Origin of the sequence: Sporosarcina sp. BI001-red (assembly GCF_003384035.1) — a bacterium.
Classification (GTDB): domain Bacteria; phylum Bacillota; class Bacilli; order Bacillales_A; family Planococcaceae; genus Sporosarcina.
In genome coordinates, this window is record NZ_QQAK01000009.1 from 515,619 (window position 1) to 539,807 (window position 24,189).

A 24,189-nucleotide genomic window follows, 5' to 3' on the forward strand; every position below is an offset into this window, starting at 1 on the left:
TGAAGGTGTGTGATAGAGATGGATCTTACAAAGATCAGCAGTCCATCGGATATTAAAAACTTGAACCTAGAAGAGATGAAAGAGCTCGCTTCAGACATTCGGAGATTTCTTATAAACAAATGTTCTGTAACAGGCGGTCATATCGGACCGAATCTCGGTGTAGTGGAGTTGACAATTGCTCTTCACAAACTTTTTAATAGTCCAGAGGACAAATTCATTTGGGACGTTGGACATCAAGCGTATGTCCATAAAATTTTAACCGGCCGAGCTGGTGATTTTGATACGCTTCGTAAATACAAAGGCTTAAGCGGTTTCCCTAAGATGGCGGAGAGTGAACACGACGTCTGGGAAACGGGACATAGCTCAACTTCGTTATCTGCGGCGATGGGTATGGCTGCAGCACGTGATATTAAAGGTGACGACAACTATGTCATTCCAATTATAGGAGACGGTGCACTAACAGGCGGCATGGCACTTGAAGCACTTAACCATATCGGCAGTCAGCAGACAAATATGATTGTCATCTTAAATGATAACGAAATGTCGATTGCGCCGAACGTTGGAGCGCTCCATTCCATATTAGGGAAATTACGTACAGCTGGAAAATATAACAGCGTAAAAGACGATGTTGAAGAATTGATCAAACGAATCCCTGCCGTGGGAGGGAAAATGGCGTCTTTGGCTGAACGTCTAAAAGATAGTGTGAAATATTTGGTTGTTTCCGGTGTCTTCTTTGAGGAGCTTGGGTTTACGTATTTAGGACCGATTGACGGTCATGATTTCAATGAATTGGAACGCAATCTACTATATGCAAAAAAAATGGAAGGTCCAGTCCTTCTTCATGTTGTAACGAAAAAAGGCAAAGGGTACCATCCTGCTGAAAATGACAAAGTAGGTACGTGGCACGGGACAGGGCCATATAAAATCGAAACAGGCGACTTTGTAAAATCCCCTGCTAAAGGACCATCCTGGAGCGGGTTAGTTGCAGCAACAGTAGCAAGAATTGCTCGGGAGGACCGACGTGTTGCAACGATTACACCAGCAATGCCTGTAGGTTCAAAATTGGAAGCTATTTCAGCGGAATTCCCTGATCGTTTTTACGATGTAGGAATTGCAGAACAACATGCAGCGACAATGGCTGCAGGAATGGCGACTCAAGGCATGAAACCATTCTTGTCGATTTACTCTACATTCCTCCAACGAGCTTATGATCAGCTAGTTCATGATATTGCGCGCCAGAAGTTGAACGTTTTCATCGGAATTGACCGCGCAGGTCTCGTTGGCGCTGATGGGGAAACTCACCAAGGCGTCTTTGATATCGCATTCTTACGACACTTGCCAAACATGGTCATTATGATGCCGAAAGATGAAAATGAAGGTCAACATATGGTTAAAACAGCGTTGGCTTATGATGATGGACCGATAGCTATGCGTTACCCACGAGGAAATGGATTCGGAATCCCGATGGATGAAGAATTGAAAGTACTGCCAATCGGTAAATGGGAGAAGTTAACCGACGGACAAGATGCAACAATCTTAACGTTCGGAACAACGATTCCGATGGCGTACGAAGCAGCAGAAATCTTGGCGGAGCGTGGAATTTCAGTAAGCATCGTCAATGCCCGTTTTATCAAACCATTGGATGAAGAGATGCTCGATGAACTCTTTGCAACTGGAAAGCCGATTATTACTGTCGAAGAAGCGATTCTCGCGGGAGGTTTCGGTAGCGCAGTTCTGGAATACGCTCACGACTCTGGTGTCAGTGCACCGATTTACAGAATGGGTATTCCTGACCAATTCATAGAGCATGGAGATGTCGATGCATTGCTTGCAGAAATTGGGATGACGCCTGGTGCACTTGCGGATTTGACGGCGGATGCAATTTCCTCACGGGAACGTAAGAAGGAAATACAATGACGAATTCCGATCCTAAAGAGCGAGTTGACGTCTTGCTAGTTCAACGTGGGCTACTTGAAACGAGAGAACAGGCAAAACGCTCAATTATGGCAGGTATCGTGTATTCAAACGAGACACGAATGGATAAGCCAGGAGAGAAAATTAAAACCTCCTTGCCGTTACAAGTAAAGGGCTCTTCGTTGAAATACGTGAGCCGTGGTGGATTGAAATTAGAAAAAGCGTTAGAGGAATTCGATGTAGCGGTGGATGAAAGAATTATGCTGGACATCGGTTCTTCAACAGGTGGTTTTACAGACTGTGCTCTTCAGAATGGTGCAAAACATTGCTATGCGTTAGATGTGGGTACTAACCAGCTTGCGTGGAAGATCCGTTCAGACGAGCGGGTTACCGTAATGGAGAAATGCAACTTCCGTTATGCAACCCCAGACATGTTTACTGAAGGGTTACCTAACTTCGCGACGATTGACGTATCCTTCATTTCTCTAGGACTGATCTTACCTCCCTTAAAACAAATACTGATCCCTGGTGGAGATGTGTTGGCATTAGTTAAACCGCAGTTTGAAGCAGGTAAAGAGAATGTAGGTAAAAAAGGTATTGTACGCGATGTTGCAGTGCATAAAGAAGTGTTGCGGAAAGTAGCGGAGTTTGCTTCTCGCGAAGGATTTAGTTTGAGGGATATGACGTACTCGCCAGTCACAGGTGGAGAAGGGAATATTGAATTTCTTTTCCATTTGATTGCTGAAGATCAACCTACAACGGAGTTTACCGATAAAGATTTCTCGGAATTGGTAAAGCGAGCTCATTCAGAATTAACGTAACAGGAAAAGGGATTCATCTGTATAACACGATGGGATCCCTTTCTGTTTTCATACAAATGATGTGCAGGGAGTGATTGATTTGAACAAAGGGCAGCGCCACCTTCGCATCCGTGAGATTGTTACATCTCAAGCGATTGAAACGCAAGATCAGCTCGTAGACACATTGAAAAACTCAGGTGTGGATGTGACGCAAGCAACCGTTTCTCGGGATATTAAAGAATTACACTTATTCAAAACGCCTATGCCTGATGGACGTTACAAATATAGTTTGCCTGCAAATCCACAATTCAATATTGAGGATAAATTGCACCGGATGTTGACAGATGCTTTTGTAAGTATCGATGGTGCAAGTCATTTTCTCATATTGAAAACGCTACCGGGTAACGCACATGCAGTCGGATCACTTATCGATCATCTGGAATGGATTGAAATGCTAGGCACCATTTGTGGAGATGATACGTGTATGATTATTTGTCGTGATGAAGTGGGTGCAGGTTCTGTAAGAGATCGATTGCTTACAATGCTGTAAGGAAGGGGGAGAATCCCTTGTTAAGTGAACTATCCATTAAGAATTTCGCAATTATAGAAGACCTTGATGTTTCGTTTGAAGAGGGCCTAACCGTTCTGACAGGTGAAACCGGAGCAGGAAAGTCCATCATTATTGATGCCGTGCAGCTCGTAGCTGGCGGGAGAGGTTCTATTGAGTTCATCCGACATGGAACCAAAAAGGCTGAGCTTGAAGCCATGTTTACAGTTGGCGTCCACAACCATCCTGTTTTTCAAAAACTGGAAGAGTTCGGTATAGAAGCAGAAGATGGCACCATTATATTGCGCAGAGAGTTAAACCAAAGTGGTAAAACGACTTGCCGCGTTAATGGGAAATTGGTTACGATAGCAATTCTACGTGAATTGGGAAGTCAATTGATCGATATCCATGGTCAGCATGAGAATCAGGAATTGATGCACCAAAAGCGGCACATCCATTTGTTGGATTCGTTTGCTGGACCTCCATTTAAAATTGCGATGAAGAGTTATACTGACTTGTATGAGGACTACGTAAAGTTGCATAAAAAATTAAGTCTGGCTTCAGAAAATGAGCAGCAAATCGCTCAACGTATTGACTTGTATACGTTTCAGTTAACCGAAATCGATGAAGCGGCTCTCCAAGTCGGGGAAGAAGAAACGCTGGAATCTGAACGAGTGAAGCTTCAGCATTTTCATCGTCTTTTTGACCGTTTAAATAGTGCCTATGAAGCCATTCAAGGTGATTCCCATGCATTGGATTTTCTCGGAACAGCGATGAGCGACCTTGAAGATGCTGCCTCAGTGGATGGCGACTTGAAAACACTTGCTGAAACAACTGGAGAAAGCTTTTATTCACTGCAGGATGTCGCGCATGACATCAAAGGCATGCTTGATGAAATGGAATACGATCCTAATCGTTTGGAAGTTGTGGAAGATCGATTAGCTTTGTTTACAACTCTTAAGCGGAAGTATGGTACTTCCATTGAAGATATATTACTGTACCGAGAAAAAATTGCTGATCGGTTAGATGAGTTAATTAATCGGGATGATCGTCTTGAAAAAGAGCAAGAGAAATTACAGCATTTACGGGCAGACTTGGAAATCGAAGCAGGGGAACTTTCCGCCATTCGAAAAAAGTCTTCAACGATGTTGGAAGAAGCGATCATGGAGCAACTACGTCAATTACATATGGGAAAAGCCGAATTCCAAGTGAAAATAGAGCGGAAAGAAGCAGGTTCTTTTGACTATAATGGATTCGATGATGTCGCATTTTACATATCGACCAATGTCGGTGAACCGATGAAACCGCTTGTCAAAGTTGCTTCTGGTGGTGAGCTATCACGTGTCATGCTCGCGTTAAAAACAATCTTTTCTAAACATCAGGGAATCACATCGATTATTTTTGATGAAGTCGATACAGGCGTCAGTGGACGTGTCGCACAAGCGATTGCAGAAAAAATTGCAATGGTAGCAATGAATTCCCAAGTATTATGTATTTCCCACCTGCCTCAAGTCGCGGCAATGGCAGATCATCACTACCTCATTCGTAAAGAGGTGATGGATGATCGTACACGAACGTCGATTCAAGATGTGTTAGATGAAGACCGCACAAGAGAATTGTCAAGAATGTTATCGGGTGCTGAAGTGACACCGCTAACATTGCGTCATGCTGATGAACTACTTCAGCTTGCTGAAGCGCGTAAAACTACATTATAAAAAGAAAAGAATGTCGGTGTTCCATGCCGACATTCTTTTCTTTTTCAATTCCACCTTTGCATGTTTTACCCTTTCATAACAACCTCCAGAACGCACACTCTATAGGTAATCTAAAATTGAAGGAGGTGACTTATGGAATGGAGTAGACAGCTGAAATTTTTCATGGCGTCTGTTGTGATGATTGTAGTCATGTCCTGTAGTTCCATTGCTGCGCTCGCTACAAGTGGTTCCTTGATTCCTATGGGGAATTCAATTGGCATCCAACTGGAGCTTGCGGGTGTTTTCGTCTCAAGCGATGTACCGCTCAGTAAGAAAAAAAGTTCACTCAAAGCGGGCGATCGCTTAGTGAGCATTGATGGGACGTCCGTGGATACGCTGCAAATTCTCCATGATAAAGTGGCAACGATGGGTGATGAAGCGTCGGTCAAACTAATTCTCCACCGTGAAGAAAGTGACGTTGCGGTGGAAGCGGATGGATTGTCGTTTAAACGAGCGTTACCTTTCTTAAAAGACACGACAGAAGGAACCGGGACGCTAACGTACGTCGATTTGAATGATGGAACGTACGGAGCACTCGGGCACCAAATCATCGATAGTTCACTGAAGAGCGCACCTGATTTCGATAGTGGCTCCATTTACTTGTCGGAAATCGAACAGATTAAGAAAAGTTCTCCAGGAAACCCCGGTTATAAGATTTCTTCAATCATCGATCAGGAAGAAACACTCGGTTCAATTTTAACCAATAGTGTTTATGGAATCTTTGGCGATTGGAATACTTCTTATAAGCAAGTCTTGACGGAACCATTGGAAGTTATGCAACCAACAGAGTTATCTGTTGGAAAAGCAGAAATTTTAACGACGATTCAAGGAACAAAAGTAGAATCGTTTGAGATTGAAATCTCAAAGATGTCCAACGATTCTTTTCAATTTAAGCTGACAGATCAACGTCTCCTGGAAAAAACAGGAGGGATTTTGCAAGGGATGAGTGGCAGTCCTGTCATCCAAAAAGGAAAGTTTGTCGGTGCAGTCACCCATATGTTTGTGGACGAGCCTGAAAAAGGAGCCGGTCTATTCCTTGGGAAAATGACAGAAGTAGGCGCCAAGTAAAAAAAGCAGCCAATTCCATTCCTGGAGTTGGCTGCTTTTTTGTTTACTGAAAGTGTTTAAAATTAAAGAATTCTGTCGAAATAAAGAGAAACCGTACGCCATTGGATTCATTTTAACTTTCAATAAAGGAAATTCAGAACCTTTGTCGAAAATTTTACCAAGCAAGGAATCGACAGGGAGTTGCAGCAACAGACTTGCTGCGTGTCAATCGAGGGGGAATTGAGAATGGGTAAAATTAAAATTGCAATTGCGGATGATAACAAAGAGCTTGTGAAAACGATGACTGCTTATTTTGAGAAGCATCCAGAAATAGATGTATTATGGACGGCTCAAAATGGAAAGCAATGTTTACAAAACTTAGAGCAATCAGTTCCTGACGTATTATTATTGGACATCATTATGCCGTATCTGGATGGCATTGCTGTGCTAGAAAATATTCGTCAGAAAGACGTCACTTCAGATTTAAAAGTTATCATGCTGACAGCCTTTGGACAAGAAGACGTAATGACGCAAGCCGCTGGATTAGGTGCATCATACTTTATGTTGAAACCTTTTGAATTTGAACAGCTCGTCAACCAAGTTTTCCAAGCTGCGAGTGTACAGAAACCATCTTCCATGCAACAACCTGCACAACAAAGTGTTAAAGCTGAAGAAGGCGTTTCGCAAAAAGTTCTGGACACGGCCATTACAACGACAATTAAAGAAATTGGTGTTCCTGCTCATATTAAAGGCTACTCATACCTTAGAGAAGCGATACAAATGGTGTATAACGACAATGACCTACTCGGTGCTGTAACAAAAATTCTGTACCCAGACATCGCAGAAAAGTACAAAACGACTCCTTCACGTGTAGAACGTGCTATCCGACATGCAATTGAGGTGGCATGGAATCGTGGTAATTACGAAGTCATTTCAAAAACATTTGGCTATACGGTGCATCATTTAAAGAGCAAACCTACCAACAGTGAATTCATCGCTATGATCGCTGATAAGATCCGTTTGGAGCATATGGCCAGCTGAAATTAGCACTTTTAAATTTAGTATTTAAAAAACAAGATAGAAAAACCTAATGGAAAATCGAAGGCAGGAGAACGTGTACCTGCCTTTTAGTGTGCCTATGCTTTCTAGGTTATTTAGAGAACCAATTAAAAGTAAAAAGGACCTATTCTCTAAACCAAAGCCTTTAAGCATCCCAACTTACTTATTTTTCAAAAAGACAAGTCGACGGAGACTGAGCGAAAAGGTGCAATAAGAAAAGATCTTTAGATTCAGAATATAGCAAGTATAGACGAAACACCTATTTCTTATCATGATTAAAGTTCTATAATGAAAGTAAGGAGAGGTGAGATACGTGATATTTGAGAACGATTACATCACACTTACACGGAACGAGAATATAATCTTAATGCATACTAAAAAGAGTGGCTTCCCAATAAAATCTTTTGAAAAAATCACTCAAGAATTACCTCGGTTGAAAATTACATCTTTTCCGGAGCTTCGCCGGGTCCTTTCAACAGAAGGGAACGAGGGTGAAATCGCTAATTATGCTCCTGCTATTGAAATTATCGTCTCTTCCGACAAAATGAGAGCGGAAGCAGAGATTTACTTAACCGCAGAAGAAATTGATAAGAAAAAGCATGAGCTCCCATCGCTTGTGGCTGATGCATTAAAAACTAAAGGAATCCAGTCAGGTCAAACTAATATAAATTGGAATGCAATTAAGACACGGCAATCCATCATCGTAGCTGAAGGTGAAGCTCCTATAAAAGGGGAGGATGCAGCTATTACATACATAGAAGTTCCTGATAGACGTCCAGTTATACGGGAAGATGGATCTGCAGACTATTATGAGATGAATTTTGTCACTCCTATTAAAAAAGGGGATTGGCTGGGGGAGAAAGTTCATGCTCAAGAAGGCACGAATGGTAGGGATATTTTCGGAACTGAAATACTGAGCAAAAAAGGGTTGGACAACAAGCTCTACTATGATCGAAAGTCTGTTGAAGAAGTGGAGGAAGACGGAAAAACGGTGCTTCGTGCAATCCGCGGTGGGGTACTGGAATTTGAAAATGGAGTCGTTGGCATTGGTCAACAACTTATCATTAACGGCGATGTGGGGCCAGAAACTGGATCTATTACCTTTGATGGAACCGTTATCATCTCAGGCACAATACATGCAGGGTATAGTGTCAATGCCACAGGTGATATTTCCGTGGGTGCAAAAGAAGGGGTAACTCACGCTAAAGAGGTAAGATCAGAAAAGGCTGATGTCTACATTAAAGGTGGAGTTTTTGGCGGTGGAAGTACTGTTATTGAAGCAAAGGGAAGTATCTTCATTAAACACGCGAATGAGTGTAATCTGTATGCCCATACTGTTCAGATCGGATTGTATTTGCTAGGCTCACAAGTAATTGCAGATTATGTCTATGTGGATCGCTATAAAGGACGAATTATTGGCGGGAGTATTGAAGCGAAATATCGAATAGAATGCGCATTTGCAGGAAATCGTCACGAGCGTGAAACAGTGCTGTATGCTAAAGGTGTCGATAAAGAAGCACTTCATATTGACGTTCAGAGAATGGCCCAATCGATAAAAAATTTACAAAAGCAGATTGTCCAATTGGAGACGCATATAGAGCCATTAGAAAAAGTTGTCACTGCACTAGTGGGTCCGCAGCGTGAAGCATACGATAAGATACGGGATACACTTACAACAAGTCGCGAAGAAGTTTTTGTATTCGACCAAGCTATACAAACCAACTTGCACATTATGAAAACAGCAGTTGCCCCACAAATTGAAATTACACAAGAAGCGAACGCGGGAGTGACTATTCAAATTGGTTCTAGATCCTCTACTATTGAATCCCCTACAAAAGGTGTTTTCGAAATGATTGATGGGGTATTGAATATCTAAGGCAAATCGTTTACCCGGGAGGTTGCTATATGTCTGAAGAGAACAAGGTAGACCCACGACTTGAAGTTTATGCACATCGAGGTGCTTCAGGAAAGTACTTTGAAAATACGATGAAAGCTTTTTACGGGGCTGTGGAGGAAGGAGCAGATGGCATTGAATTAGATGTCCAATTATCTAAAGACGGTGTCTTTTTCGTTATACACGATGCTGATCTTTTTCGCCTATCTGGTGTCCGCAAAACAATTTCGGAAATGGATGCAGCAGAAATCCAACAACTTCGTATTGGAAAACGATTTTTAAGGGGAGTAAACGGGAGCTCGATTCCAACACTAACCTCAGTTGTTTCATTTGCAGCGATGGAATCCATCGGCCTCAACATCGAGCTAAAAGAAACGGTATCGAATAATCCGGAATCGTTATCCGTTTTACTGGACCAAATCTCCGTACTTGACGAAGTTTATGTATCTTCTTTCGACTATCGGTTAATTGAGAAAGTAAAACAGTTAGAACCTTCAATGGAAGCTGGATTACTCTTGAAGAAATCTATGCTGACAGATCATCAGCTTTCTGACTATCCAGCTGCGGATGCATTTCACTTTCACAAACGAATGATGAAGGAACCATTCCTAAGTCAATGGCAGCAAACCGACAAAACAATCCGGGTTTACGGAGTAGAAGGAGACGAAACGTTTGTTAAAGATCCACCTAAATTCATATATGGTTGGATTACCGACTACCCAGGTCGTTTTAACAATTGAAACTCTTTTGGACTTATACAATGTTAATAAGTATAACTGATGACGATTTGAAATTCCGATTGTTAAAAAAATGACCATATCTAGTGGTTATAAGCACAGTCTATAAATTTATATAATAAGCAGAAGACTTGGCAGACTTGCCAAGTCTTCTGCTTTTATTTCTTCTTTTTTTGTATTCTACCTGTACGCTGATCTCTTCGAAACAAAAATCCAGCGAAAAATCCGATGCTTACCGCAAGTAAAAGTAACCCTGCAATAAATTGCATCCATATGTATGGGAATGGGCTGAACAGGATACCGAACAATGCATCACGCATCAACTTTATGCCTAGAGCTGCGGCAATACCTGGTATTACGAGCACTATGAACGCTGCTAAACGAGCCACATGAACTCCTCCAATCCTTTTTAATTTTACCTGCTGTCGAAAGATTGTCAAGACGGGAAGGATGTTGTATGATTAAATTAGAAATGCAAAAGATTGCACAAAGGTGAGAGGGGGATTGAACATCTTTGCAAAACGTATTAATTGTTGATGCTGACCATCAAAGCCTCTGTGTTTTACAACACCTTGAGCAAATCGAAACCTATCAAATTATTGGTATTGTAGATCGTATCGAAAAAGGTGAAGGTACTAAGTTTGCGAGTCAGAACGGAATCCCTCATGGACCTGAACCGGAAAGTTTTCTTTCGGGAAATGTGCAGTTAGTTCTAGACTTTTCTGGGGATTCCCCTTTAACTTACAATCCAAAAGATCCACAAATAACAGTGTTACCGAGACCCATTAGTCAACTTATAGTTAAGCTTTTAGCTTTTCAATGTGCAGAATTGCATTCTTTGCATTCAGACATCTCGATTTACAAATCGATTTTCAACTCAGTCGGTGAAGGTATGATCGGGATTGACGAAAAAGGAAACATTAATCTATTTAATGATAGCGCTTCCAAAATGCTTGACTTTTCAATTGATGAAGTAATCGGAAAGCCTGTTTTATCCATAATACCCGCATCAGGTTTGCCAAACGTTCTCCAAAGTGGTCAGTTTGAGGCTGATGTAGAACTTCAACTTACGAACGGATTGGATATTTTGAGTTCCAGGTATCCTCTCGTTATGCCAGGAGGAACTATAACTGGAGCATTTGCCGTTTTTCAAGATGTGACGGGTGTTATCCGCACAGCAGAGGAAATTACTGACTTAAAACGTGTTAAAACAATGCTTGAAGCCATTATCCATTCGAGCGATGATGCAATTTCTGTTGTCGATTCTGAAGGCTTGGGAATTCTGGTCAATCCAGCGTACACTCGGTTAACCGGGTTAACCGAGCGAGAAGTGATTGGTCAGCCGGCAACAGTAGATATTAGTTCAGGAGAAAGTATTCACATGCGGGTCCTTGAGACGAAACGACCTGTGCGTGGTGTCAATATGCAACTTGGTCAAAACAATCGCGATGTGATTGTGAATGTTGCACCAATAATTGTCGACCAGGAAGTAAAAGGTAGCGTTGGTGTTATTCACGATATAACAGAAATGCGAAGTCTTATGAAACAGCTCGACCATGCAAAAGCGATGATTCGTGAACTTGAATCCACGTATACGTTTGATGATATTATTGGAACCAATGAAGACCTTCTTGTAGCAGTCAGTCAAGCAAAAATTGCAGCAGGATCTGATATTCCCGTTATGCTTCGAGGAGAGCCTGGAAGTGGAAAAGAACTTTTTGCGCATGCGATTCATACAGGAAGCCGGAGAAGTGAAGGGAACTTCATACGCATTCCATGTGCGTCATTGGATGTAGAGGCAATCGAAGCGGCGTTAATGCACACAGAAATCCACCACGAAAAAAATTCAGCAACGCTATTTTTGGACGAAATCACTGAGTTGAAACCAGATGTACAGAAAAAACTTCTAGAATACATAGGTTTTGGAAGAATAACAGCAGCGGGGCAACCCATTCAACTGTCAGTGCGAATTATTACGTCTTCAGCAGCCAACCTAGAACGCGCTGTTCATAAGGGAGTTCTTTGCGAGGACTTGTACTATCAGCTCACTCGTATGTCTATACGGATTCCTCCGCTTCGCACAAGGCCAGATGATATCGAGTTGTTGACAGATGATCTCCTTACAATGCTTAATCAGGAATTTGGAATGACCATTCAGCATGTAACGCTTAAGGCGATGCAAAGGCTTCAATCCTATGAGTGGCCAGGAAATGTCCGCGAATTGGAAAACGTGTTAAGTCGAGCGATGATTTTAACCGAAGCCGGTTCTACAAAGCTCGATGAAGAGGATATTATACGAGCCCTGTCTTCACGCAGTGAACAGCAAACAGATTCTGCACTTCCTGAAAAGCGATCACTCGCTTCGCTAATGGAAGATCATGAAAAGCTATTGCTTGCAGCCTCATTGAAGGAAAATAATGGGCAAAAGGTCTTGACAGCTGATCGACTGGGTATTTCACTTCGATCCTTGTACTACAAATTAGAGAAATACAAATTGATATAACGAAGTGAGGTGACGGGATGGATACACTTTCAGAACTTGTCCAACAAGCAGCTGCATTGTCAGACAGGCCTTGCACCGCTGTTGCCTGTGCAGCAGATGCGGATGTATTGGAGTCTGTTGAACTTGCAGTTTCGCGAGGTCTAGCAACTTTCAAGCTATATGATGATAAAAAGCAATTACTTGAAACCATCCAATCAATGTATCCTCAGCTCGTCAATCATCCGGACATCGAATTGATTGATAGTAAAGGAACACAACAGGCAGCTCAATTAGCAGTCGATGCAGTATCTTCAGGGGAAGCTCAGGTACTTATGAAAGGAAATCTTCCTACTGCGACATTGATGAAAGTTGCGCTACGAAAAGAATTTGGTTTGCGAACTGGGAATGTGCTTTCTCACGTAGCTGCATTTGAAATCCCAGGATTTAACAAGTTGTACTTTGTTACCGATTCAGCGATGAGCATTTTACCGGATCTCCAGGTGAAAGCACAAATCATCCAAAATGCAGTAACCGTTGCTCGGGCTTGCGGTGTAGATATTCCAGTTGTTGTGCCACTCGCTGCGGTAGAGACCGTTAACCCAGCGATGCAAGCAACATTGGATGCAGCCTCCTTGACGATGATGAATCAGCGAGGACAGTTGAAAAATTGTATTGTGGAAGGCCCAATGGCATTAGACAATGCCATTTCACCTGAAGCCGCGCAACATAAAGGGCTTTCAGGTTCTGCAGCAGGAAAAGCGGATATATTAGTTGCACCCAACTTGGAAGCGGGTAACATTCTCTACAAATCATTAACTTACTTCGCTCATGCGAAAGTAGGCGGGATTATCCAAGGGGCTTCCGCACCAATCGTTGTCACGTCACGCGCGGACAATGCTGAGACGAAACTTCATTCACTAGCACTTGCATTATTAGTAAGTAAAAACTGATTGAATAATTGGAGGAATTACAAATGGAAATTATCAAATACATGGAAACATACGACTACGAGCAATTGGTGATCTGCCAAGACAAAACAACAGGCCTAAAAGCATTCATAGCAATTCACGATACAACACTTGGACCAGCACTTGGTGGAACTCGCATGTGGACATACAACAGTGAAGAAGAAGCAATTGAAGACGCACTTCGCCTTGCACGTGGAATGACTTACAAAAATGCAGCTGCTGGCCTTAACCTAGGTGGCGGTAAAGCAGTTATTATGGGGAACCCTAAAACAGACAAGAATGACGAATTGTTCCGCGCATTCGGTCGCTTCATCGAAGGACTGAACGGTCGTTATATCACAGCAGAAGACGTAGGTACAACTGAAGAAGATATGGACTTGATTCACCTTGAAACTGATTATGTAACTGGTGTTTCAGCTGAGTTCGGTTCTTCAGGCAACCCTTCACCTGTAACCGCACTTGGGGTTTATGTAGGTATGAAAGCAGCAGCTAAAGAAGCATTTGGTGATGATTCCCTTAAAGGTAAGACAATCGCGGTACAAGGTGTTGGAAACGTTGCCTATACAATGTGCGAATACCTTCATGAAGAAGGTGCAAAACTGATTGTTACGGATATCAATGAAGAAGCGGTTCAACGTGCAGTAGATAACTTTGGAGCAACGGCTGTTGGCATTAACGAAATTTATGGCGTAGATGCAGACATCTTCTCACCTTGTGCACTTGGAGCTGTCATTAATGATGATACAATTCCACAATTGAAGGCTAAAGTCATTGCAGGATCTGCAAACAACCAGTTGAAGAATCCTGAACATGGTGACAAGATTCACGAAATGGGACTTGTCTATGCACCAGACTACGTCATCAATTCAGGTGGAGTTATTAACGTAGCAGATGAGTTGGATGGCTATAATCGTGAACGCGCACTACGAAAAGTCAACACAATCTACGAAACAATCGAAAAGATCTTTGCGATTTCTAAGCGTGATAACATTCCTTCATACGTTGCTGCAGACCGTTTGGCTGAAGAACGTATCGAACGTGTGTCAAAAGCACGTAACACGTTTTTACAACGTGAGAAAAGCGTACTTTCCAATCGTCGATAAGCAACTTTTGAGCTGTGTTTTGAAAGGAGAGGAAGTTTGTGCACCCTTCTGTTACTAGAATTTTAACGATTAACCCTGGCTCTACCTCTACAAAAATTGGCGTGTTCGATAACGATCAACTCGTCATGGAGCAGACATTACGTCATTCCACAGAACAACTAGCACAGTTTTCTTCTATCACTGCGCAGTATGAGTTTCGAAAGTCGATGATTATTGAAGAATTAAAGAAACATGAGATTGAACTCTCTTCATTATCAGCAGTGTGTGGACGCGGTGGTTTACTGCGTCCTATCGCTGGTGGCACTTATACAGTAAATGATGCAATGCTCAATGATCTCCGAAAAGGATTCTCAGGGCAGCATGCTTCGAATTTAGGCGGAATCCTGGCCAGTGAAATAGCTGCTCATACAAAGATCCCAGCTTTTATAGTCGATCCTGTTGTTGTAGATGAACTTCAACCTGTCGCTCGGATTTCTGGCTTTAACTTATTGGAGCGTCATTCGATTTTTCACGCACTGAACCAAAAAGCGGTAGCACGGAGATATGCTTCACATATTGGTAAAAGGTATGAAGAGTTAAATCTAGTTGTGACGCATATGGGCGGCGGAATTACTGTTGGCGTCCATCATCATGGGAACGTTATTGATGTTAATAATGGTCTGCACGGGGACGGTCCTTTTAGTCCTGAAAGAGCAGGGACGGTACCTGCAGGAGATTTAGTGGAAATTTGTTTTTCTGGCAAATACTATCGTCAAGAAATCATGGAGATGCTTGTCGGCAAAGGTGGTATGACAGGTTATCTCGGAACAAATGATGCGGTCCAAGTTGAACAGCGAATCCAATCAGGTGATGAGCGTGCAAAAGAAATCTATAGCGCCATGGCGTATCAGGTTGCCAAAGAAATTGGTAGTGCTGCAGCAGTACTCCAAGGTAAAGTGGATGCAATCATCTTAACGGGTGGACTTGCATATGGAAAAGGATTTACACAAGAAATTCAATCGTATGTAGACTGGATAGCTGATGTTGTAGTATATCCGGGGGAAGACGAATTGCAGGCACTTGCGGAAGGGGCAATCCGTGTTCTTACCGGTGAAGAAGAAGCAAAAGTATATCCTTTGCGACAGACAAACATAGAAATGGAGGCTGAACTTAATGGCACAAGAGTATGATGTTGTAATTCTTGGTGGTGGAACGGGTGGATATGTAGCTGCCATACGTTCTGCTCAGCTCGGTTTGAAAACAGCACTCGTTGAAAAAGGGAAGTTAGGTGGTACGTGCTTACACAAAGGATGTATTCCTAGCAAAGCACTATTGAAAAGTGCTGAAGTTTATCAGCTTACGAAAGAGAAAGCGCAGAGTTTTGGTGTAGAAACTGAAGGGGTTACACTCAATTTCTCAGCTGTTCAAGCGCGTAAACAGTCGATTGTGGATCAGCTCTATAAAGGTGTCCAAGGACTGATGAAAAAAGGGAAGATCGATGTCTATGAAGGAACTGGCAGAATGCTTGGACCTTCTATCTTCTCTCCAATGCCTGGAACGATATCAGTTGAGATGAACAACGGTGAAGAGAATGAGATGCTCATCTTAAAAAACCTTGTCCTTGCAACGGGTTCACGTCCTAGAACATTGCCAGGTCTAGAGTTGGATGAACAGCAAATTCTTTCTTCAGACGGCGCACTTGCTCTTGAATCATTGCCATCTTCTATGTTAATCATCGGCGGCGGTGTCATTGGAATCGAATGGGCATCCATGCTCAACGATTTCGGTGTTGATATTACTGTCGTTGAGTACGCAGATCGAATTCTTCCAACTGAAGACGAAGACATTTCAAAAGAAATGAAAAAGCTTCTTGAGAAGAAAGGCATCAATTTCGTTACAGGTGCAAAAGTGCTTCCTGAAACAGTTAAAAAAACAACGGATAATGTTACTATTTCAACAGAAATTGGTGAAGCTACTCAAAGGTTCACTGCAGAAAAAGTTCTAGTTTCAGTTGGCCGTCAAGCGAATACTGAAGGTATCGGCATCGATAATACGGAAATTGAAATCGAAAAGGGTTACATCAAAACACGTCCTACTCTCCAGACGAAAGAGAGTCATATCTATGCAATTGGTGATTGTATCGGTGGACTTCAATTAGCACACGTCGCTTCACATGAAGGAATTGCTGCAATTGAACATATCGCGAACAATACTCCAGAGCCTATGGATTACGAAAAAATTTCACGTTGTATCTATTCAAGCCCTGAAGCTGCAAGCGTAGGAATTACCGAAAAACAGGCGAAAGAACGCGGATTCGCTGTGAAAATCGGTAAATTTCCATTCCAAGCAGTTGGTAAAGCACTTGTGAATGGAAAATCGGATGGTTTTGTGAAAATTATTGCGGATGAAACAACAGATGATATTCTCGGTGTGCACATGATTGGTGCTGGCGTTACAGATATGATCTCGGAAGCCGGACTTGCTATGGTATTAGACGCAACGCCTTGGGAAATTGCAGATACAATTCATCCACATCCATCACTTTCTGAAGTAATTGGTGAAGCAGCATTAGCTGTAGACGGTAAAGCAATTCACATGTAAAAAGGGGGAAACACTGATGGCAACAAATCGCCACGATGAGCTCGGGCTCACGAATGATGATGTACTACAAATCTATGAAACAATGTTAATGGCACGAAAAATAGATGAGCGTATGTGGTTACTTAACCGCGCTGGTAAAATTCCATTTGTTATTTCTTGTCAAGGTCAAGAAGCAGCTCAAGTTGGAGCAGCTTATGCACTCGATAAAGAAAAAGACTGGACTGCACCTTATTATCGTGACATGGGCGTTGTTTTACATTTCGGCATGACACCAAAAGATTTGATGCTTTCAGCATTTGCGAAAGCAGAAGATCCAAACTCAGGTGGACGTCAGATGCCAGGTCACTTCGGACAGCGCAAGAATCGTATTTTAACAGGATCTTCACCGGTTACGACACAACTTCCCCATGCAGTAGGAGTTGCTCTTGCAGCGAAAATAAAAGGTGAAGATTTCATTACATTCACAACACTTGGTGAAGGGTCTTCTAACCAAGGAGATTTCCACGAAGGTATGAACTTTGCAGGCGTACACAAATTACCGACAGTTGTTATGGTAGAAAACAACAAGTATGCAATTTCAGTTCCTGTAGAAAAACAGCTTGCATGTGAAAATGTTGCGGATCGTGCAATTGGGTACGGTATGCCTGGTACTACAGTTGATGGTACAGACCCACTAGCAGTTTATAAAGTCGTAAAAGAAGCTGCAGATCGCGCACGACGAGGAGATGGACCAAGTCTTGTCGAAGCAGTTTGTTATCGATTAACGGCTCACTCTTCTGACGACGACCAAAGACTGTACCGCGATGCTGAAGAATTAGAAGCTGAGCGTAAACTTGATCCGATCCCTCAGTTTGCTAATTATTTGAAAGAACTTGATGTGCTTACAGACGAGTTGAATACAGAAATTGAAGAGCGAATCATGAAGCAAGTGAACGAAGCAACAGATTATGCAGAGGCAGCTCCATACGCAGATGCAGAGTATGCACTTCGTCACGTATATGCGGAACAAGGAGGGAACGACTGATGGCGGTCATTTCATATATCGATGCAATTACAAGTGCTATGGCAGAAGAAATGGAACGTGACGAAAACGTTTTCGTATTAGGAGAAGACGTTGGACGTAAAGGCGGAGTCTTCAAAGCGACAACAGGTCTCTATGACAAATATGGAGAATACCGTGCGCTTGATACTCCTCTAGCAGAGTCAGCGATTGCGGGTGTTGCTATTGGTGCAGCAATGTACGGGATGCGCCCAATCGCAGAAATGCAGTTTGCAGACTTCATTATGCCAGCTGTTAACCAGATTGTTTCGGAAGCTGCAAAAATTCGTTACCGCTCTAATAACGACTGGTCTTGTCCGCTCGTTGTACGTGCCCCATTCGGCGGTGGCGTTCACGGTGCTCTCTATCATTCACAATCCGTCGAATCGATGTTTGCAAGCACTCCAGGTCTTAAAATAGTAATTCCATCGACTCCCTACGATGCCAAAGGGTTGTTGAAGGCAGCGATCCGTGATGATGATCCGGTTTTGTTCTTTGAACATAAGCGTGCGTATCGATTAATCAAAGGTGAAGTTCCTGAAGAGGAATATGTCATTGAAATCGGAAAAGCAGACGTCAAACGTGAAGGTGAAGACATTACGATCATCACTTATGGTCTTTGTGTGCACTTCGCTTTACAAGCTGCAGAACGTCTTGCTGAAGACGGGATTTCAACACATATCCTCGATTTGAGAACCATCTACCCATTGGATAAGGAAGCTATCATTGAAGCGGCTAAGAAGACAGGTAAAGTTCTCCTTGTAACAGAAGACAATAAAGAAGGTAGCATCATCAGTGAAGTGGCGGCGATCATTTCTGAAAACTGTCTATTTGATCTAGATGCACCGATTCAACGTCTAGCTGGACCTGATATTCCAGCAATGCCGTATGCACCAACAATGGAGAAATTCTTTATGGTGAATCCGGATAAAGTGGAAAAAGCGGCACGTGACTTAGCTGAATTTTAATCATGAACGGAGGGAAAACTTATGGCAATGGAATCGATTAAAATGCCTCAACTCGGTGAGAGTGTAACTGAAGGTACGATTGAAAAGTGGCTTGTTAAGCCGGGAGATCATGTAGAAAAGTATGATTCACTTGCAGAAGTGAACACAGATAAAGTAACAGCTGAGGTACCTTCATCGTTCACAGGTACGATTAAAGAAATCCTTGTACAAGAAGGTCAAACAGTCGCAGTTGGTGAAGTGGTATGTACGATGGAAACTGAAGGTGGAAGTAGTGAGCCTGCTGAAGCAGCACCTGCTAAGGGCGAGCCGGCTAAAGAAACCCCAACTGAAGGTTCTGAGAAACCTAAAAGTCCTGTAAAGAAAGAAAAAGGTGCAGCAGCCGGACGTTACTCACCAGCAGTCCTTCGTCTATCTCAAGACCACGACATCAATCTATCAGATGTAGACGGCTCAGGTCGGGACGGACGTATTACTCGTAAAGATATCCAAGCGATTATCGATAGTGGTGTAAAACCTCAAGCAAAATCAGCAGCAACTGAATCACCAGCTCAAACAGCTGTTCAGCAATCTGCTCCTGTAGCGCCTGCAGCAAGTGCTCCTGCACAAGGGGCAACAAATGTACCTGTCGCAGCTGGAGATATTGAAATTCCAATTACAGGTGTCCGACGCGCAATTGCAAACAACATGCTGAAGTCGAAACACGAAGCACCTCATGCGTGGACGATGATTGAAGTCGATGTAACTGAAATGGTGAAATACCGCGATTCATTGAAGGCTGAATTCAAACAAAAAGAAGGATTCAACTTGACGTATTTCGCATTTTTCGTCAAAGCAGTTTCTCAAGCATTGAAAGAATTCCCTATGATGAATTCAATGTGGGCAGGCGACAAAATCGTTCAGAAAAAGGACATCAATATTTCGATTGCTGTAGCAACTGACGAGGCATTGTATGTCCCAGTTATTCAACAAGCAGACGAGAAAACGATCAAAGGCATTGGCCGTGAGATTACAGAACTTGCTGGAAAAGTTCGTTCAGGTAAACTGAAGTCACAGGAAATGCAAGGTGGTACATTTACTGTCAACAACACAGGATCATTCGGTTCTGTACAATCAATGGGAATCATCAACCATCCACAAGCGGCAATTCTACAAGTGGAATCGATCGTGAAACGTCCGGTTGTCATGGACAACGGAATGATTGGTGTTCGGGATATGGTGAACCTTTGTCTGTCATTAGACCACCGTGTATTAGACGGACTCGTAGCAGGTCATTTCCTAGCGCGTGTAAAAGAAATACTCGAAAACGTATCATCTGAAACAACATCCATCTACTAAGTTAGGAACAGCAACCCCCTCGTTCATAGGAAGAATGGACGTGGGGGTTGTCTTTTCAAGTGGGAACCATTTCGGGTACACTAGTAGGTAGACAGATATACAGATATACAGGGAGGGATTTTAAATGACCAATTCTGATATACATAACATGATGCAACAACGCTTTAAACTTCCGGAATGGAGCGAATGGGAAGAAGTTGCAAGGCAATCACTGAAAGGGAAAAAAATCGATTCACTGAGAACGAAAACGGCAGAAGGAATCACACTCGATCCGCTTTATTCTACTTCGCATGGGAAAACGAGCAATGCCCGTCCTGGTACTGAAAAATGGATAAGTGCACAACCGACAATTGGGAAAACAGGACCCGAATGGATTACCTCGATGGCAGAAAGTCTTGAAAAAGGAAACGAAGCCATCTATATAGATGGCAGCATTTCGATTAAATGGGACGATAATTCTCTAAACCAACTTGCCGAGTTAATGAAAAAGCATCCGATAGCTTTCATGAACATTACTTCACAAGATCGATTGTTAAGTGTATTTGATGTGATCCCTTCAGGTGAACGTGAAGATGTTACAGGTTTACTGCTTTCTCATGATTCTAACTTACCGTCTGGATATGTAAATGTAAGAACACGTGGAATCGATTTGGAACCGATTCATATGAATGGCGCGGATAGTGTCACTGAACTTGCATTTGCCTTATCGGAAGCTTCGGAACTCGCAATGGAATCGGCTTCGATTAATCATTTTAGTAAGGATGTTTTTTTTAGATTTCCAGCAGACACTCATTTCTTTATGGAAATCGCAAAATTTAGAGCGTTCCGTACTTTGTGGCAACTGTTCTGCAGTGCCTATGATGTAAAGGCTTTAATCCCTGTACCTCTGGTAGGAGTTACGTCTCTACGATCCTTTTCTAAAATCGATCCATACGTAAACTTGTTGAGAGCGGGCAATAGTGCATTTTCAGCGGTCTTAGGAGGAGCGGACTGGTTAACTGTATACCCTTATAACGAGTTGACTGGAGAAACAGCACAGTCGCTCCGTTATGCCTGCAACGTGCAACTTATTATCCGAGAGGAAACGCATGCAGACAAAGTCATTGACCCTGGTGGTGGGTCGTACTTCATCGAACAACTCACGGATGAATTAGTTCATAAGGCGTGGCAGCGGTTCCTTGAGATTGAGGAAAGTGGCGGAAGAAATGCTTTTCTACAATCAGGTCAACTACAACAGCTTGCGGACGAACGGCAAAAGCATGCGGCGACGGGATTCACTTCATTGATTGGAACCAGTGTCTATGCAGATCCTGAGAACCATAATTTAGCAGAGAATCCTTCCAGAATCGAGGTGGCTCGTCCAGCCTATCCATTTGAGGAGTTACGTAAAAAAACTGCTGAACAGCCGATTGATATTCGATTACTCGTATTCGGTAGCTTGAAAACCTACAAACCCCGTGCGGATTTTGCGACTGGATTTTTAGCAACTGGCGGGTTAACTGCTAAACCTAGTCCAGCGTTCGGTGATGCCTCTTCAGCACTTGAATGGTTAAATACAGAGAAACCAGCCTATGTGATTCTGTGCGCTGCACCAGAGATGACAGAACAGATTGTTCCAGAACTCATTGCCAAAAAACCACCGGGTCTACTATTGGATGTCGCGGGACGCGTGAGCGAAGAGCTGACGAATGATTGGCTGTCAAATGGACTGGATGGATTTGTGTACACCGGACAAAATCGAATAGAAAAGCTTACGCAAATTCTCAATTGTTGTAAGGGAGGCGAAGATTCATGAAAAAGCCTGATTTTAGCAAAGTAGAAATTGACCGAGTGATTCAGAATGTGGAATCTTTTCGAAATGAAACCAAAGAATCGTTTCTGACGAATGAAGGGATTCCAGTTAAACGACTCTATACTCCTGAAGATAGCGAAGGACTCCCTCACTTAGGAGACTTTCCTGGCATCGCACCAAATACACGGGGTCCGTATCCTACGATGTATGTCGCTCGTCCATGGACCGTTCGTCAATACGCAGGGTTTTCGACAGCTGAAGAAAGTAACGCATTCTACCGAAGGAATCTTGCAATGGGACAAAAAGGTTTATCTGTCGCATTTGACTTGGCCACTCATCGTGGCTACGATTCCGATCATCCCCGTGTAACCGGTGACGTAGGTAAAGCTGGTGTCGCAATTGACTCAGTTGAAGATATGAAAATCTTGTTTGACGGGATCCCTCTCGATCAGATGTCCGTATCGATGACGATGAATGGCGCGGTCTTACCAATTATGGCGTTCTATATTGTCGCTGCTGAAGAACAAGGTGTTACACCTGAAAAACTGGCAGGGACGATTCAAAATGACATTTTAAAAGAATACATGGTAAGAAATACGTACATTTTCCCACCAGAGATGTCGATGCGGATCATCGCGGATATCTTTGACTATACTTCAAAATATATGCTGAAATTCAACTCCATTTCAATTTCGGGCTATCATATGCAAGAAGCTGGAGCGACAGCGGATATTGAATTGGCATATACACTTGCTGACGGTCTGGAGTACGTACGTACGGGACTGAAAGCAGGAATTGACATCGATTCATTCGCTCCAAGATTGTCGTTCTTCTGGGCAATCGGCATGAACTATTTTATGGAAATTGCAAAAATGCGTGCAGCACGGATCATCTGGGCGAAAATGATGAAAACGTTTGAACCAAAGAATTTAAAGTCATTGGCACTTAGAACTCACTCACAAACATCAGGCTGGAGTTTAACAGAACAAGATCCATTCAACAATGTGACGCGGACATTAATCGAAGCGAACGCTGCTGCAATGGGACATACACAATCCTTGCACACAAACGCTCTAGATGAAGCGATTGCGCTACCTACAGATTTCTCAGCACGTATAGCGAGGAATACTCAGTTGTTCCTGCAAGAAGAAACGCTGATGACAAAAACGATCGACCCATGGGGCGGCTCATATTATGTAGAGTCACTTACGAATGAGCTCGTAGAAAAGGCTTGGGAATTGATCGAAGAAATTGAAGAATTGGGTGGGATGGCAAAAGCGATTGAAACAGGTCTTCCGAAGATGAAAATCGAAGAGGCCGCTGCCAAACGCCAAGCGAAAATCGATTCGAAAAGTGAAACGATTGTCGGCGTGAACAAATACCGTTTGGATCAGGAAGAACCGATTGATATTTTAGATATCGATAATACGTTAGTTCGTCAAAAGCAAATTGACCGTATTCATCGAATGAAAGAAGAACGTGATGATAAATTGGTCGAAAAAGCCCTTACTGAACTTACCCAAAGTGCAAAGGAAGGAACCGGTAACTTGCTTGCTCTCGCAGTGGAAGCAGCGAGGGTGCGTGCGACAATCGGAGAGATCTCTGATGCGATAGAAGAGGTGTCTGGCAGACATAAAGCGGTCATTCGATCAGTGAGTGGTGTGTATAGTCAAAACTTCTCAAACACAGAAGAAATTGATGAAGTGAAATCAATGACAGATGAGTTCCTTGAAAACGAAGGTCGTCGTCCTCGGATTCTGGTTGCTAAAATGGGGCAAGATGGGCATGACCGCGGTGCGAAAGTGATCGCTTCTTCTTTCGCGGATCTGGGATTCGATGTAGACATCGGACCACTATTTCAAACTCCTGAAGAAACAGCGTTGCAAGCGGCTGAAAACGACGTTCATGTCATCGGTGTAAGTTCGTTAGCTGCTGGGCACAAAACCCTTGTTCCAGCGTTGCGTGCAGAACTAGCGAAAATAGGTAGACCAGATATCCTGGTCATTGTCGGTGGTGTCATTCCTGCACAAGACTATGAATTCCTTCGGGAGAATGGAGCAGCAGCTATTTTCGGTCCGGGGACCGTCATTCCAGTAGCCGCTCAAAAAGTAATTGAGGAGATCTATCGCCAACTAGGTTATGAGGAAGTGATGGAGTGAACCGAGGTGAT

At 42.9% G+C, this 24,189-nt stretch carries 19 protein-coding genes; 18 read left to right on the forward strand and 1 reads right to left on the reverse strand.

Annotation, left to right across the window (positions count from 1 at the left end):
* The first annotated feature begins 18 nt into the window (after nt 1-18).
* The 8 genes from dxs to DVB69_RS04500 all read left to right on the forward strand — a co-directional run bounded on the left by dxs (nt 19) and on the right by DVB69_RS04500 (nt 9,755).
* Nucleotides 19-1,917: a 1-deoxy-D-xylulose-5-phosphate synthase gene (dxs, locus tag DVB69_RS04465; RefSeq protein ID WP_116016947.1), complete on the forward strand. Its 1,899-nt coding sequence runs from the start codon at nt 19-21 to the stop codon at nt 1,915-1,917.
* Entirely contained in the window at nt 1,914-2,735 is an 822-nt protein-coding gene (locus DVB69_RS04470) for a TlyA family RNA methyltransferase (protein WP_116016949.1), read from the forward strand. Before dxs ends, DVB69_RS04470 begins: the two co-directional genes overlap by 4 nt.
* Nucleotides 2,736-2,814: 79 nt before the next feature.
* The gene (gene ahrC, locus DVB69_RS04475) at nt 2,815-3,264 is read left to right on the forward strand and encodes a transcriptional regulator AhrC/ArgR (RefSeq protein WP_116016951.1); all 450 of its coding nucleotides are present in this window, start codon (nt 2,815-2,817) and stop codon (nt 3,262-3,264) included.
* Nucleotides 3,265-3,281: 17 nt separating this feature from the next.
* Nucleotides 3,282-4,976 (forward strand): DNA repair protein RecN, encoded by a 1,695-nt coding sequence (recN, locus tag DVB69_RS04480; RefSeq protein WP_116016953.1) that lies wholly within the window; start codon nt 3,282-3,284, stop codon nt 4,974-4,976.
* Between the two features lie 132 nt (nt 4,977-5,108).
* Entirely contained in the window at nt 5,109-6,083 is a 975-nt protein-coding gene (locus DVB69_RS04485) for a SpoIVB peptidase S55 domain-containing protein (RefSeq protein WP_116016955.1), read from the forward strand.
* A gap of 225 nt (nt 6,084-6,308) precedes the next feature.
* On the forward strand, nt 6,309-7,103 hold the full coding sequence (gene spo0A / locus DVB69_RS04490; RefSeq protein ID WP_116016957.1) for a sporulation transcription factor Spo0A: 795 nt from the start codon (nt 6,309-6,311) through the stop codon (nt 7,101-7,103).
* 331 nt (nt 7,104-7,434) lie between these two features.
* Complete coding sequence (locus tag DVB69_RS04495) at nt 7,435-8,997, forward strand: flagellar assembly protein A (RefSeq protein ID WP_116016959.1); 1,563 nt, start codon at nt 7,435-7,437, stop codon at nt 8,995-8,997.
* A gap of 29 nt (nt 8,998-9,026) precedes the next feature.
* Nucleotides 9,027-9,755 carry a glycerophosphodiester phosphodiesterase gene (locus tag DVB69_RS04500; RefSeq protein ID WP_116016961.1) on the forward strand — a complete coding sequence of 243 codons (729 nt, stop codon included), beginning with the start codon at nt 9,027-9,029 and terminating at the stop codon, nt 9,753-9,755.
* Nucleotides 9,756-9,910: 155 nt separating this feature from the next.
* Here DVB69_RS04500 and DVB69_RS04505 read toward each other — a convergent pair whose 3' ends face one another.
* Nucleotides 9,911-10,141 (reverse strand): DUF2627 domain-containing protein, encoded by a 231-nt coding sequence (locus DVB69_RS04505; RefSeq protein ID WP_116016963.1) that lies wholly within the window; start codon nt 10,139-10,141, stop codon nt 9,911-9,913.
* A gap of 125 nt (nt 10,142-10,266) precedes the next feature.
* On the opposite strand from DVB69_RS04505, the gene DVB69_RS04510 reads away from it, so the two are divergent.
* The 10 genes from DVB69_RS04510 (at nt 10,267) to scpA (ending at nt 24,178) form a co-directional block, all read left to right on the forward strand.
* Nucleotides 10,267-12,255, forward strand: coding sequence for a sigma-54 interaction domain-containing protein (locus tag DVB69_RS04510; RefSeq protein ID WP_116016965.1), 1,989 nt, complete (start codon nt 10,267-10,269; stop codon nt 12,253-12,255).
* 17 nt (nt 12,256-12,272) lie between these two features.
* The gene (locus tag DVB69_RS04515; protein ID WP_116016967.1) at nt 12,273-13,184 is read left to right on the forward strand and encodes a bifunctional enoyl-CoA hydratase/phosphate acetyltransferase; all 912 of its coding nucleotides are present in this window, start codon (nt 12,273-12,275) and stop codon (nt 13,182-13,184) included.
* A 23-nt stretch (nt 13,185-13,207) separates the two neighbouring features.
* A complete protein-coding gene (locus tag DVB69_RS04520) occupies nt 13,208-14,305 on the forward strand; it encodes a Leu/Phe/Val dehydrogenase (RefSeq protein ID WP_116016969.1) in 1,098 nt (365 codons plus the stop codon).
* Nucleotides 14,306-14,343: 38 nt separating this feature from the next.
* Nucleotides 14,344-15,474, forward strand: a complete 1,131-nt coding sequence (gene buk, locus DVB69_RS04525) for a butyrate kinase (RefSeq protein WP_116016971.1) — start codon at nt 14,344-14,346, stop codon at nt 15,472-15,474.
* Entirely contained in the window at nt 15,458-16,885 is a 1,428-nt protein-coding gene (lpdA, locus tag DVB69_RS04530) for a dihydrolipoyl dehydrogenase (protein ID WP_116016973.1), read from the forward strand. The genes buk and lpdA overlap by 17 nt, the downstream gene beginning before the upstream one ends.
* A 16-nt stretch (nt 16,886-16,901) precedes the next feature.
* Entirely contained in the window at nt 16,902-17,909 is a 1,008-nt protein-coding gene (locus DVB69_RS04535; protein ID WP_116016975.1) for a thiamine pyrophosphate-dependent dehydrogenase E1 component subunit alpha, read from the forward strand.
* Nucleotides 17,909-18,892, forward strand: coding sequence for an alpha-ketoacid dehydrogenase subunit beta (locus DVB69_RS04540; RefSeq protein ID WP_116016977.1), 984 nt, complete (start codon nt 17,909-17,911; stop codon nt 18,890-18,892). Before DVB69_RS04535 ends, DVB69_RS04540 begins: the two co-directional genes overlap by 1 nt.
* Nucleotides 18,893-18,913: 21 nt before the next feature.
* Nucleotides 18,914-20,227 (forward strand): dihydrolipoamide acetyltransferase family protein, encoded by a 1,314-nt coding sequence (locus DVB69_RS04545; RefSeq protein WP_116016979.1) that lies wholly within the window; start codon nt 18,914-18,916, stop codon nt 20,225-20,227.
* Nucleotides 20,228-20,351: 124 nt separating this feature from the next.
* Nucleotides 20,352-22,022, forward strand: a complete 1,671-nt coding sequence (locus DVB69_RS04550; RefSeq protein ID WP_116016981.1) for a methylmalonyl-CoA mutase family protein — start codon at nt 20,352-20,354, stop codon at nt 22,020-22,022.
* Nucleotides 22,019-24,178 (forward strand): methylmalonyl-CoA mutase, encoded by a 2,160-nt coding sequence (gene scpA, locus DVB69_RS04555; protein WP_116016983.1) that lies wholly within the window; start codon nt 22,019-22,021, stop codon nt 24,176-24,178. Before DVB69_RS04550 ends, scpA begins: the two co-directional genes overlap by 4 nt.
* The last annotated feature ends 11 nt before the right edge of the window (nt 24,179-24,189 follow it).

Bases quoted from the DNA above. Each gene is read 5' to 3' on its own strand.
- dxs (WP_116016947.1), top strand. From the start codon at position 19: ATGGATCTTACAAAGATCAGCAGTCCATCGGATATTAAAAACTTGAAC.
- DVB69_RS04470 (WP_116016949.1), top strand. From the start codon at position 1,914: ATGACGAATTCCGATCCTAAAGAGCGAGTTGACGTCTTGCTAGTTCAA.
- DVB69_RS04485 (WP_116016955.1), top strand. From the start codon at position 5,109: ATGGAATGGAGTAGACAGCTGAAATTTTTCATGGCGTCTGTTGTGATG.
- spo0A (WP_116016957.1), top strand. From the start codon at position 6,309: ATGGGTAAAATTAAAATTGCAATTGCGGATGATAACAAAGAGCTTGTG.
- DVB69_RS04500 (WP_116016961.1), top strand. From the start codon at position 9,027: ATGTCTGAAGAGAACAAGGTAGACCCACGACTTGAAGTTTATGCACAT.
- DVB69_RS04515 (WP_116016967.1), top strand. From the start codon at position 12,273: ATGGATACACTTTCAGAACTTGTCCAACAAGCAGCTGCATTGTCAGAC.
- DVB69_RS04520 (WP_116016969.1), top strand. From the start codon at position 13,208: ATGGAAATTATCAAATACATGGAAACATACGACTACGAGCAATTGGTG.
- lpdA (WP_116016973.1), top strand. From the start codon at position 15,458: ATGGCACAAGAGTATGATGTTGTAATTCTTGGTGGTGGAACGGGTGGA.
- DVB69_RS04535 (WP_116016975.1), top strand. From the start codon at position 16,902: ATGGCAACAAATCGCCACGATGAGCTCGGGCTCACGAATGATGATGTA.
- DVB69_RS04540 (WP_116016977.1), top strand. From the start codon at position 17,909: ATGGCGGTCATTTCATATATCGATGCAATTACAAGTGCTATGGCAGAA.
- DVB69_RS04545 (WP_116016979.1), top strand. From the start codon at position 18,914: ATGGCAATGGAATCGATTAAAATGCCTCAACTCGGTGAGAGTGTAACT.
- DVB69_RS04550 (WP_116016981.1), top strand. From the start codon at position 20,352: ATGACCAATTCTGATATACATAACATGATGCAACAACGCTTTAAACTT.
- scpA (WP_116016983.1), top strand. From the start codon at position 22,019: ATGAAAAAGCCTGATTTTAGCAAAGTAGAAATTGACCGAGTGATTCAG.